Source organism: Bradyrhizobium sp. Rc3b, from assembly GCF_900114915.1.
Lineage (GTDB): Bacteria > Pseudomonadota > Alphaproteobacteria > Rhizobiales > Xanthobacteraceae > Bradyrhizobium.
The window spans coordinates 1-12,789 of sequence record NZ_FOUS01000017.1 but is presented as its reverse complement, the minus strand read 5'-3'; the positions used below and the strand labels follow the sequence as shown (position 1 = coordinate 12,789).

At 59.2% G+C, this 12,789-nt stretch carries 6 protein-coding genes and 1 pseudogene; 4 read left to right on the top strand and 3 right to left on the bottom strand.

Annotated features, from left to right (window positions below):
* Positions 1-921: 921 nt before the first annotated feature.
* A complete protein-coding gene (locus tag BM190_RS32035) occupies positions 922-1,110 on the top strand; it encodes a hypothetical protein (protein WP_092261749.1) in 189 nt (62 codons plus the stop codon).
* 548 nt (positions 1,111-1,658) lie between these two features.
* Positions 1,659-2,509: pseudogene (locus BM190_RS32030) on the top strand (HD domain-containing protein).
* Positions 2,510-3,571: 1,062 nt separating this feature from the next.
* Here BM190_RS32030 and BM190_RS32020 read toward each other — a convergent pair.
* The 3 genes from BM190_RS32020 to BM190_RS32010 all read right to left on the bottom strand — a co-directional run bounded on the left by BM190_RS32020 (position 3,572) and on the right by BM190_RS32010 (position 10,247).
* On the bottom strand, positions 3,572-9,442 hold the full coding sequence (locus BM190_RS32020) for an AAA family ATPase (protein WP_092261634.1): 5,871 nt from the start codon (positions 9,440-9,442) through the stop codon (positions 3,572-3,574).
* A 245-nt stretch (positions 9,443-9,687) separates the two neighbouring features.
* Positions 9,688-9,852, bottom strand: coding sequence for a hypothetical protein (locus BM190_RS40750; protein ID WP_177237418.1), 165 nt, complete (start codon positions 9,850-9,852; stop codon positions 9,688-9,690).
* 182 nt (positions 9,853-10,034) lie between these two features.
* Entirely contained in the window at positions 10,035-10,247 is a 213-nt protein-coding gene (locus tag BM190_RS32010; RefSeq protein WP_092261632.1) for a hypothetical protein, read from the bottom strand.
* 237 nt (positions 10,248-10,484) lie between these two features.
* Between BM190_RS32010 and BM190_RS32005 the strand changes: the two genes are divergently transcribed.
* Positions 10,485-10,703 (top strand): hypothetical protein, encoded by a 219-nt coding sequence (locus BM190_RS32005; RefSeq protein ID WP_092261631.1) that lies wholly within the window; start codon positions 10,485-10,487, stop codon positions 10,701-10,703.
* Between the two features lie 548 nt (positions 10,704-11,251).
* The coding region (locus BM190_RS39900) for a FecR domain-containing protein (protein ID WP_143109113.1) at positions 11,252-12,789 on the top strand (1,538 nt) is incomplete at its 3' end.

The following is a 12,789-nucleotide window of genomic DNA, read 5'->3' as shown; positions in this document are numbered from 1 at the left end:
GACAAGCTTCGCCATCCATCAGGATCTCGCTGGCGGGCGGATGGAGTCTGACAGACGTGCTTCCCCAACACAAATCCGCACGCTCCTATTGACTCGCATCACGAATGGGCAAATCCCAACAATGGCAATTGCCATCGCCAACTTCAGCATTACGAACTTCGGCGCCCTAACTTTTATCAGCGCCATCTGACCATTTTTTCTGGACAGAAACGGAGGGGCCGATGCGCGCGCTCGCCTTGAGAACCGTCTACCTTGGGCTCGGTCTCCGGCACGCCTGCCGCCCGCGCAGAAGATGGGACTGACGAGCAGTTTGGCAAGGTTCACTTCCAGACCTCCTGCAACGAGGTGGCACAACGGCGCTTTGACCGCGGGGCTTTTTTGTTATGTGCTGGTGAGCAAGCTCCCCAGGGGAGCCAGCAATTCCGCGTCGGGGCCTCAGCGACACGCGTGAGCGGGAAAACGAGCGATAGGATGGGGGACGGCGGAAGGCCCTGACGATGTCAGTTTTTAGCCCGAAGCTGCCCCGGTTGAGCACGGAGCAAGGATCCGCTTCAACGGGAGAACGGGCAGTTGCCGGTCTAGCTTCGTTCGTCCACCTCTGACTCTGAGCAGACCTCAGCTCCTTATAATCTCGCTCCCATTTGCGATGCAGTATTTCTCGGCGCGCGACAATGCATCGCGCGCGACGCACAGCTGACCTATACTCACTTAATCCAGGGCGGGCATACTGTTTGTAACTTCGATATCGGCTTTGCGCTGATTAGGGACCGCGCGCCTCGACTGAGGTTTACGCCAGGAGGCGCACCTAGCTTCAACGGAACTGGAACAATGTCCGGGCGATCTGATTGGAAATTGTTGCGGCTGATGAGAGAGACAAGGAAGTATTCCTGGACGGGTGTCTTTATCGGTAAGGAGCAGCAAATGGATGACGAACGAAAATCATCAAAGGCGGGGGAACGGGCCGCTGAAGGCTTGCGCGAGGCAACTGCCAAGGAAGAAGCGAAAAACGAGAGCAAGACGGGGCACGATCTAGGCAAGGGCGCTGATCGCTTCGAGGAACGCTCTAAAAGCTCCGATGGAAAAAGCGCAGAAGAAAAACAAAAGGGGTAAATGAAAGAGCAGAGCCGGCGCGGCGTTTCCGCGCGGGTCTGCCGCAATGACGCTGGAGGCCTTTACTCACGAGGGCTACATGCGCCCCCTCGCGAACTTCTCGTTCTCTTATTTGGGCTTGAGAATGAGGCGATCCGCGCGAGAAGCGCATAAACACTCCCCGAAGATCGGCTGCCGCGGAGACCTCTCCCGTACCTTTTGATGGGGCCGAAGCTGAGGTCGGGCGCCTCGACCTCGATGTTCGCTCCCGGCGAAGTGAACGTGGGCAGGACAGGTTGGGATTCCTTTCTGGCCCTTAGCCGAACCGGGCCGAGGCATTCGCAATGTCGGTTTTGGGAGGCAGAGCGGACGCGGGCTAGGGCTTCCTGACCGCCGCGTGTGACCCTCAGCGGAAGTCGCCACTGGGCACATGCGTAGTGCGGCGTCGCTGCTGTTGATCTAAGTCAATTATCACCCATCCTTTGGCTTCAAACTATTAAGGTCGTCCTCTCCCTCCCGATCCTGCAGAAGGCCTGCTGAAGGTTCGCCGCCAAAGTGAGAGATTGCTCATGATAACAATCCCAGAACTGACGTCCCAGGCTCTTGGTGCGTTCCTGATCTCGGAGACAAGCGGTCGCTTCGGCTCGTCCCACGCCAGCTTGCCAGAATTGCTGCCCTATGCAGCAAAGCTGGCCCTGGAATGTATTGGTAACAGCGATGCACTCTACCACAACGTCGAGCACACCTTGTTGGTCACGCTGGTGGGGCATGACATCCTGATCGGGCGCTCCCTTCTTAGGCCAACGACGGCTAGCGACTATGCTCACTTCATCCTGGCGTGCCTGCTTCACGATATTGGCTACGTTCGGGGAATAGTTCACGGAGACCAGGACGGTGCCTATGTGGTTGATGGTACCGGCCGAACGGTTGAGTTACCGATCGGCTCTTCCGATGCAGCGCTTGCGCCCTATCATGTCGACCGTTCAAAATTATTCGCCATGGAGCGTCTCGACGCAGTTGACGAAATTGACGCTGCTCGCGTTACCCAAGCCATCGAATACACTCGTTTTCCTTATGCAGACGGATCAGCGAACGAACTCAACGATGACCTTGATGAAGAGGAAGGTTTGTTGCTTCGCGCCTGATCGGTCAGCTCGGCGACCCGAATTACATGAAGAAATCAAATGCGCTGTTCTACGAGTTCGAGGAGATAGGACTCAACAAGTCGCTCGGATACACCACACCCGCGGACGTGGTGTACAAATATCCTCAGTTCTACTGGACCAAGGTCGCACCGCACGTCCAAACTGCCATCCGCTATTTGAATGTAACCTCGAGCGGAAGACAATGGATCGGCAGTCTCTATGGCAACATCCTTCGCGCTGAGCGAGAGGTGGGACTTTCTGGTCCGGAGCTATAGGCGTTCCAATACTGTGATTTCGGGTTGATTCCGATCAATCCTCCGACGCTCAGAACTGACGATAGCTGACATAGCCGGCGGCTCTAGGCGCGTGCTGACGGCCGTTGTCGTTTGGCCGAAAGTCCGCAGTAACCAATATTGTTGAATTAGTAGTCCCCGAGCGATCTCGAGCGGAGCGCGGCTGACCTACAGCCCAAAGCCTCGGCCAATCTCCCGCGCAAGCTTGAGCGCGGCGTCGGTATTGCGACCATAGAAGAACGCTCGATCAAGCTGCGAAAAGATGCCCATTCCAAATAGCGCGATGGCAATGCCTCTAAACATGGTTGTGGACCGGGTTGAACGATGCAGCGAAAGTTCAAAACGGCCCCAGCCGCAGGTTGGGAGAAACAGCCGGGGCCGACATTCCCATTCCGTGTGCCGTAATCAGCGGTAATCGGCACGCTCCCAGCAAGCCACAAGAAAGCTAACGAACTCTTTCTCCCGCCGCCGTCCGGGCGCGCGCCCCACGCGTTGAGGTTGGATCAATGTGAAGCGCAGCGTGGGCAATCCCCATCTGCTGCTTTGCTGAGCTGCCGTGCGATCTCTTGCCTGAGGTCTTGCGTTTCCCAATTCGCGGCATCGCTCCTAACCATCGGGATGGCAGGCTCTCACCTTGATGCTGCAAGTCCCCTCGGGCCGGCCTTGGCCCCTTGGGGGCTGGAGGGGACAGTGCGGGACCAAGGCGGTCCGACGGATGGCGCTGAGGAGCGCCACGCAATTGAGGCTAGTCCCAGTCGGCGAGATCGCTGGGTTCACTTGTGACCGGGACAGCTATTTGTAATGTTCCAACAAAGGAACATGGCGGCTGGCTATGCGACATGCAGGCCCAGTCTGAGAAGCTTCGCCGAGGCGCCGCTGAGTGCGCCCTTATTCGCGAGTTGGCGACTGATCCCAAGAAGCGCGAGCTGTTTGCCAGATTGGCTGAACACCTTGACGTGCTCGCATCGGCAGTGGAGCAAGTTATTGCCGACAGCGGTGGTACCGACATCGCTATGACACATCAAAAGCAGCCATGCGGGATCGTCACGACGCGCTGCCCGGATGGGCTGGCACCGTGAAGTGGAAAGTCGCGCCATGCGGCGCATTGGAGGTCACCCACAGGCGCCCGGCATGCGCTTCGATGATCGAGCGGCAGATCGACAGTCCCATCCCCAGACCGCCAGGCTTTGTCGTGTAGAAGGGGTCGAAGATGCGCTTGAGAGCGTCCGGGGCCAATCCTGGTCCCGAATCCTTCACCGCGACGATAATGCCGTCAGATTCGGCCCGAGCGGTCGTGATGAGCACGCTTCGCGATCCCCTCGCGACCGTGCCCATGGCTTGGATGGCATTGACCATCAGGTTGAGGATCACTTGCTGCAATTGGACGCGATCACCTTCGACGAGTGGCAAACCGTCTCCGAGTTCCGTCTGCATCGCGACGTCGTTCTTCACCGCTTCGCTGCGGGCGAGCTCGATCACGTCCCGGATCGCCTCGTTGATATCCAAGCGATCCTTCAGTGGCGGTGCTTTCTTGATGAGATCACGTATGCGCCCGATGATGTCGCGGGCTCGATCAGTGTCGTTCACAACATAACCGAGCGTATCCTTGGCTCTCCCGACATCCGGCGGGTTTCTGTCCAAGAAATGCAGGGCGGCATCGGCATTCATCGATGCGCCAGCGATCGGCTGGCTTACTTCATGGGCGATCGAGGCCGTGAGCTCACCCATGGTGGCGAGGCGGCTCGCATGCGCCAATTCCCTTTGCACCTCCCGCAAGGTCTCTTCGGCCCGCTTGCGCTCGGTGATGTTCCGTCCGACGCCGCGGTAACCGATGAAGCGCCCTGCATTGTCTAGGACCGGCAGTCCCGAGATGGACACGTAGCGTTTACCGCCGTCAGGCGTAGGCCTCGCCAGCTCGAAATCACGGAACGGCAGGTGGGCATCGAGAGTCTCCCGGTGCTTGCGCCAGGCCTCCGCGTCAGGCTCCAAATAGGGCACTTCCCACCGCGTCTTCCCAATTTCAGAGCCAGGCGCCGGCGCGTCGGCAAGACCCTCGCCGAACTCCTGGCGGGTGAAGCGATGCTGCGCATCGGATTCCCAGTAAACGTCGAAGGAGAATTGTACAAGGGTGCGAAAGCGCTCCTCGCTCTGCCGCAGAGCCTCTTCCGACCGCTTGCGCTCTGTCAGGTCGACGACAAAAGAGACGCCGTAATCTCGTCGCTCGTCGAATGCAGCCATGCCGATCAACACGGGCACGCGGCTGCCGTCCTTGCGGAAATATTCCTTCTCGAACGGCTGCACGCTCCCCATCATCTTTAGCTCCGGGATCCACAATCGCATGTGGCGGTCGAGCCACTCCGGCGGTGTAAGGTCAGTCCAGCGTAGGGGGCCCGAAATGAGATCCTCGCGATCGTATCCCACGATGCGGAGAAACGCATCATTCGCCTCCAGAATCCGACCTCCAAGCTCCCAGATGATAATCCCGATGATGTTGGCCTCGACCAGGCGCCGAATCCTAGCCTCGCGTTCTGCGAGATCCTGGTACAAGTGAGCGTTCTCCAGCGCGATTGCCGCCTGCGAGGCGAGCAGCTTTAGCACCGCGATCCGACCGGGCGCGAAGACGTGCGCAGCCAGATTGTTTTCCAGGTACAGCACGCCGATGAAATTGGCATGAGCGATCACCGGCAGGCCGAGCACGGAGCGCGCTTGGCGCTGCACGATGTAGGGATCCGCTGAAAACGGTTTCTGGGCTGCGGCATCATCGAGAATGATGCTCTCCCGCGTACGCAAGATGTAGTTGAGGATCGCCTCCGGCAGGAGCGCTGCAGTCACGGGCTCGTCGCGCAGCTGCACGACGACCGTGTCGCCGTCGGTGGTCGCTTCGGCGGCAATTCGCAACTCGGTCCCGTGCGACAGAACCAACAGGCCGCGCTCGGCGCCCGCGTGCTCGATAGCGGTGCGCATGACGGTGATGAGCAGCTTCTCCCGGACGATTGCGCCCGAGACCGCTTGCGACAACTTGATGACGGTGGCGAGGTCGAGCTGCTCCAGGGGGGTCTCGATCGTGCTCGTCGGACCGGGCGCCGCTGTTTCCTCTGCCAGGTGGGCATAGACGCGGTCGAGTTGCCGCACCTTGCCATCAGCCCCCCACCGCAAATAGGCACGCCGAGCGTCGGCCAAGTACGCTCGAGCGATTCTCTCAAACCCGCGCGCCGCGTAGAAGCGTGCGGCGAGTTCGTTGGCAAGCGCGTCGTTTTGAACAAAGCCATTGGCGCGGGCCGAGCGGATAGCGCGTTCATAGAGGCGCTCGGCATCGAGTTCGCGGCCCTCCAAGCGGGCGACCTCCGCCTCGATAAGCGCAGCGCGATTCTCGAAATTTTCCGGACAATTCTTTGCCCAGATTTGGATCTGTCGCCGGTGCACCGCCAGTGCCGCGAGGTACTCCCGGTGCTGGGCAGGCGCGGCGGAGGCGCAGGCCATCGCGAGGGACAATGCACCATAGAATTCGTATTCGGCAGTTTCGAGTTGCGATATAGACGTCCACAGCAGCCGCTGCGCCCTTTGCGACGCCTCAATCGCAGTCGCGTAGTCGCCTGCAAAAAAGCGCGCCTGCTGCTTTCGGATCCAATACCAGCAGTCCGCTCGCATGAGGTTGGCATTCTCGGCGAACCGGCGCTCCGTCTGAAGCTCATCAAAGTGCTCATCGTCGAAGGAGCCGAATTTCGACGTCAGCCCCCGCAGGGTTCGGATGAGCTGCAGTTGGCTGACGACAACGTCAACGACCAGCCCGAACTGTGCCGTTTTCGCAAATGCGAGGCCACTCTCGACTTCGCGTTGCACCTCGGCGAGCGGGTCACCAGCCGCGAGCAGATTCGAATTGAGATTGACGCGGGCGTACGCGGCGAAAGTGAGATCACCCGTTTTGTTTGCGACGTCGAAAGCCCGAAGCAGCGAATCACGCGCACTCCGGACATGTTGCGTCCATGGCGCGAGGTGCGCTCCGAAGAGCATGTAGGTCTGCGCATGAAGTCGCGTCAATCCGCGCCGTTCGACCAATTCATATCCGAGCAGACCAAATCGAAATCCCGCCTCGTAGTCGCCGAAGCGAGCACCGGCAATCATCCCAAGCCTCATATAAGCAACGCACGAGGCATCGCAGTTTCCGTGTTCAAGGCTGAGATTAACCGCTCGACAAACGGTCAAGGAAAAGAGGTTCAAATCCGTGAATAGTGCAGGCGGCAGCAGCCTGGTCAGCACGCCCAGAGTCGCGAGAGACACCGAATCACTCATTAAGGGCAGATCGATCAAAGCTTCGATACGGCGCCCGCCAAGTTGGGAGCGGACGCGGTCGTATTCACCTCGCGCCTCCTCCTCCGTCGGATGGGGCGGCCAGTCGATGGTCAGGTGGCGGAGGTAATCGAGAGCAACAGCAATTGCATCGCTACTCCGATCGAGCCTCGTGTACAGGTCAATGCGCAGGCATGAGACCGTGGCTAACTCGACAGGCCCGGCCGCACGGGCTGAGAGAGCCATCAGGCGTCGCTCCGCTTCCGCCAGCGCGCCGGTCAGAAACTCGCATTCTGCCCGGTTGATCTCCAGGGAGAAGGCCAGTTCATGCCTGCTCTCCCAGCAATCCTCCAGCAACAGGGCCGCGCCGGCTTTGAGATAAGTCAGTGCCGAGTCATAGGCGGTGGACGCTTTGGCGCGCTTGGCTGCGAGCAGGTTGAGCTCGGTCAGCTTCGCTCGTTCGTCTCGTGAGGTGATCAACGCAACGCCGCGGTTGAGCTGATTGACAATGTCGAAGATCACGTCCCCGTGCTGTTCTGTGGGAGTATTCGCCACGAGGAGCCGGCCGATGGCGAGATGGGCTTCCGCACGCTCGGCTTCCGGTTTGCTTGAATAGGCGGCTTCCTGCACCCGGTCGTGGGTGAATCTGTAATAGCCTTGCCGTCGCTCGACCAGCTCCTCGTGCGCGGCTTCCCACAGCGCTGCGTCGACTTCAGCCGCCGATTTTCCCAGAACAAGGGCCAACAGCGTGATCGTGGCGCTGTTACCGAGACAGGCGAGCTGCTGCAACGCTGCCTGCGTGTTGGCCGGAAGGCGCGCGAGTTTGCCGACCATGAGGTCCACCACATTGTCGGTATAGCCCTTGGCGCGAATGAGATCGAGATCCCACGTCCAGCACGAGGACGTATGATTGAACGCAAGCAAACGCTCCTCGACGAGCTCGTGAAGAAACTGGATGGCGAAGAACGGATTGCCACCCGCTTTCTCCTGCACTATCTGCACCAGGGACGCGGCATAACTCGGCTCGCAACGCAACGAGTCGGCGATCAGCTGCCCGACATGCTCGGTGGCAAGCGGCGCTAGCGCGATCTCCTCAACGATGCCGCTGCAATTTTTGATGGCGGCGATCCTGCGCCGCAGAGGATGCGCGGCGTCGACCTCGTTATCGCGGTAAGCGCCGATCATCAGCAGATGGCTCACATCCGCCTGAGTCAGCAGATCCTCGAGCAGGTCCAGCGTCGCCGAGTCTAGCCATTGCAGGTCGTCGAGGAATAATGCCAGTGGATGCTCCGGTCGCGCGAATACGCCGATGAACTGCCGCACCACTTGGTGGAAGCGCCTTTGCGCATCCTGCAGAGCCAGGTCTGGTACCCGCGGCGGCTCGCCGATGATGAGCCTCAGCTCGGGGACCAGGTCCACCAACAGCCCGCCGTTCGGGCCCAACGCCTTGTGCAGGGCATCGCGCCAGGGCGCCAGCTCGACCTCACTCTTCGCCAGAAGGCCGCGGAGCAGGCTGCGGAACGCCTGCGCCAGTGTGGCATAGGGAATGTCGCGCTTGTATTGGTCGAACTTGCCGTCGGCGAACAGGCCGCGCGAGGGCACCAGCACCTTGTGCAGCTCGTTGACGACAGCTGACTTGCCGATGCCGGCGTATCCCGAGACCAACACCAGCTCAGGCGTGCCGCTCTGGACCATGCGGTCGAAGGCCGCGAGCAAGACTTGGATGTCTCGCGCGCGCCCATAGAGCGTCTCGGGGATGAGCAGCCGGTCCGGGATGTCGCGCTCGCCCAGGGGGAAGTCGTCGATCCCCTGCCGAGCCTCCCAGGCGGCGAGGCAGCGCCGGAGATCGCTCTCCAGACCGGCCGCGGTCTGATAGCGCTCCTCGGCGGTCTTGGCGAGCAGCTTCATGATGATGGCCGAAAGGAAATTGGGCACTTGCTTCCGACGCTCGGCGGGCGGCACAGGCCTCCTGGCGATATGGCAGTGCACCCATTCCATCGGATCGGCTGCGGTAAACGGGGGCACGCCGGCGAGCATCTGATAGAAGGTGACGCCCAACGCGTATAGATCACTGCGCGCGTCGATCGAGCGGTTCATTCGTCCGGTCTGCTCGGGTGCCATATAGGCGAGGGTGCCGGCGATGGTTTCAGGCGGTTCGGGTGATTGGCGCTCGCGCGGGAGTCGCGAGGCAATGCCGAAACCCGTGAGTCTGACTTCGCCGGTCGCGCGATTCACGATGATGTTGTGCGGCTTGATGTCTTTGTGCACGAGCCCACGCTGATGGACCTTGCCAAGAGCCGCCGTGATGTGGACGGCGAGATGCAAGAACGTTCCCACCTGCATAGGCGCTTGGAGCTGGCGCTCCAGCGGCTCGCCGCCGGGATCCTCGAGCAGCAGCACGGGCCGGCCGCCCTCACTGACAAGTTCGAGCGGCCGCAAGGCCCACGCGCTGTCGAGCTCGTCCTTTAGTGCATATTCGTGAGCCAGGCGATCCCGGCTCGTTGATGGGGCATGCTCGGCAGGAAGCACGGCCAGCACAGTTTTGCGGCCACCATCGGAGCCCTGGCGCGATGCCCGGCAAAAGATGCGGTCGTCGTCCTCCCATAACGCCTGGAAGTCGCTATCCATGCGCGCCGAACCGAAAGACTGGGTTCAACTGCTGGCCTCTACGGAACCCGATGTCGGGTGGCGAGATACCTGTTGAGCTCGTTGAATAAAATCGAGCTTGCCACAGATGGAGCGGCGTGGCCAGCCGAGCTAAGCTCGACTACCAACGGAGCGGTCCTGAATTCTGGTTACCGATCAGGTGCGGCATCGGTCGAACGCGGACAGGCGTTCTGTCTTGCAATAGATCGATGAAATTCGTCCGATCGTCATTTTTTCAGAAGTAGCCCCATTTCTCGCGCCATCCGCTTGACTGAGCCGACATGCCGGCGAAGGGCCGCGGCAATCTCCGCCGCGCCGTACCGCCGGCGGCTCATTGTCGAAAGCTTCCTGCGTTCGAGGTCGCTCCATTCCTTCGGCTTCGATGCTTTCATGTTGTCATCTTGCCGCCGGCCCGAGGCAGGCAACATTGGGAAATTTACGGGTGCCATCTAGAGTTTGCCCGACAGGCCGAAGCGTGGATCGTCGAGGAGCGCCTGCCAGTATTCCAGCGGCAAATTGGTGAGGGGTGGAGCGGACTAACCGCCTTCGGTCTCTCTCACCCTCGCTTGTCCGATCAGCCGCTGACCGGTTGAGAAAGCGTCCGGAGCCCCACTTCAATGGCCGCGATGTCTTGCTCGATTTGGACGATAGATGATCGGCAATCGAAACCAGTTGTGGCCTTCAGATCAGCGGCCAACCGCCAGCGATGCATCCGGAGAGCTTCGAGCGACTGCTGGTCTTTTAGCCGAGTGAAGCCGCCAACGATCAACTCAATCGCACTCGACATAACGCTGCCCCACAATCAAAATTTCGCATAGCAATATATCACTAGGATAAAGCGAGTTTGGATTTTAGTAAATTCAAAAATCCGGCGTGTGGAGCATAAGCAATTCACCGCGAGGCTGAGTCTTGATCTGCTTCGATTGTTCTGCCATTTTAAATCTGTTATTTATATTTTGGTTTTTTTTGACGCGGCTTTTCAGAGCTATTTTGCAATATTGCGCCGCTACCTATTGGATAGAACATGAGCGACAAAACGATTGTCCGTTTGCAGACCCATAGGAAGAATGTTGAGCGGTATTTGCGCCTGCTGGAAACTGCGTTGACCGACGTTGAGCAGCAGTACGTTGAGAAGCGCCTGGCTGAAGAAGGATCGGCCATGGACCAGCTATCGCTTCAGAGGGCCGGGGCGGCGAACGCTTTCCATAAGACGTGCAATCACCCGCCCAGCGGCAAACGGTAAAAACCGCAAGCGGCGGTCAACCCGCGGTCTGTCGCAATTGTCCACTGGCCGAGATGTGGCAGGATACGCTCGCGAGTGAACGCACCGCGCAATCGCGGATAATAAGGGAGCGGGGCGCGGGACTTTGGTCAACTAATTCTTAGATGTATCTCGCAGCACAACTTGAATGGCTTCGCGGATTCGCCGGCCTCCTTTGGGGTCGATCGCATCCAAGTGATAAATTCGACATAGCAGACCATTGATGCGCCTCACAATGCTCCTGTTATTGGAGTGCCGATTGCGCGTGCGCACCAGCTGACGGCGCACTTCCAACAGGTCCAGGCGATGAAGCCCTCTTAATTGCACCATGCGGATGGACCCAGCGTTTGTCGTTTTGGATTGTCAGCCACGGACGCTCGGTCCAGCGTGATTGTCACGGGCCAAACCACCGCAGGCTTTCAGCGTTCCAGCCAGATCAAATAACTCTTTTAATTAAATCTCCAGGATGTTATTAGCATTTAATTATTTAATTTGCAAATTTATGGGCGGGGGCTGGTTTGAATACCCCATTGAACCAAAAGTTCGATGTTGCCGGATCTGATATGGCTGGGGCGTCCTTTAGTTTCCCTAAGCCTGTCCCAGCTCACGCACTCATCATTTCGGACGCGCATCTCTTGTTCTCAGGGGACTATGCACGTTCAGGTCATGATCTCATCATTTCCGATTCTGACCATCGGATCACGATCCCCAATTACTTTCTCGGCGAGAAGCGTTTGCCGCTCAGCTCGTCGGACGGCGCGCTGCTCGATGCGAGAGTGGTCGAAGCCCTCACCGGTTATCAAACCTTTGCGCAAGCCGGAGGTAATGCCGCTGCTGGAAAGGTGATTGGCCGTGTCGCGACCGTAACGGGAAGCGCCAGCATCGTTCGCAACGGCGTCACGATCGAGGCGAATAATGGGGATGTCGTTTATCAGAACGATGTCGTGCAAACTGGAAGCGGCTCTACCATTGGTCTCGTCCTTATCGACGGCAGCACGTTCAACCTGAGCGCCAACGCTCGGTTCATGTTGAACGAATTGGGGTATGAGGGGCAGAGTAGTGCGAGTGGCACCTTAGTCAGCCTGACGAGTGGCACGGACCATTCGATGTTCACTCTCATCCAGGGTGCCGCCAGTTTCGTCGCTGGCCAGGTCGCGAAAACCGGCGACATGCAGGTCGCGACGCCGACTGCCGTGATCGGAATTCGCGGTACTGCCGTCCTTCTCAGCGTCGATGCTGTGGATGGGAAAGTCTCGGTCTCTGTCGCTGATCAGCAAGACGGCCGAGTTCATTCCGTACAAGTCTTCAAATGCGTTCCAGCGACGAACTTGCTTCAAGGCGTTTGTACTGCGGGGGATCCGATCGGGATAGTTACCAGCGACGGTCCATCGCTAACCATCACGCCAACCGCGAATTTCGACGTGATCACTCAAACCGTCAGCAAGACCCCAGGGCAAGTTGCGCAGGAGTTCAACGCTTTTCAACAGGTGTTGACGACCTATGATATCGGGAAACAGATTGCTCCAGACACTCCGGCTCCTAGCGATGGCAAGCGAGGAGACGTCGACACAAAGTCGCTGCAGAAGTTCGCAGGGAGCCCCCCACCATCACCCACTGAATCTCCAACCACCATTATAGGGGACGACATAAAAGGCCAAGCTGGTGGGGGATCGATCGCTCCAGTTGTTGTGACGCTCGCTTCCATCGCGGGGACTTCTGCCTCCGCCTCGAAGCCGCTCGTCCCCACTTTGGACCCACCGCAAGCTGTTGTTGTGGCTTCATTCGGACCTGTCCTTATCAGCAGCGCAGGTGGTCCAACCAACCAAGGAAATCAAACAATCAGCGGAACAGTTGATCCGTCCTTCGTTGGAAGCACGGTGACGCTGTACGACACATACAATGGTGTTACGACGCAGATCGGAACGGTTACCGTTGGCTCCGGCGGCGTTTGGAGCCTGGCGGTCACCCTGGCAGGTGATGGCGACCACAGCATCGTGGCTTTGGACCCTAGCGCCAACGTCACAACGAGCGTGCCCGTTGTTTTCACGCTCGACACGACGGCGCCGAC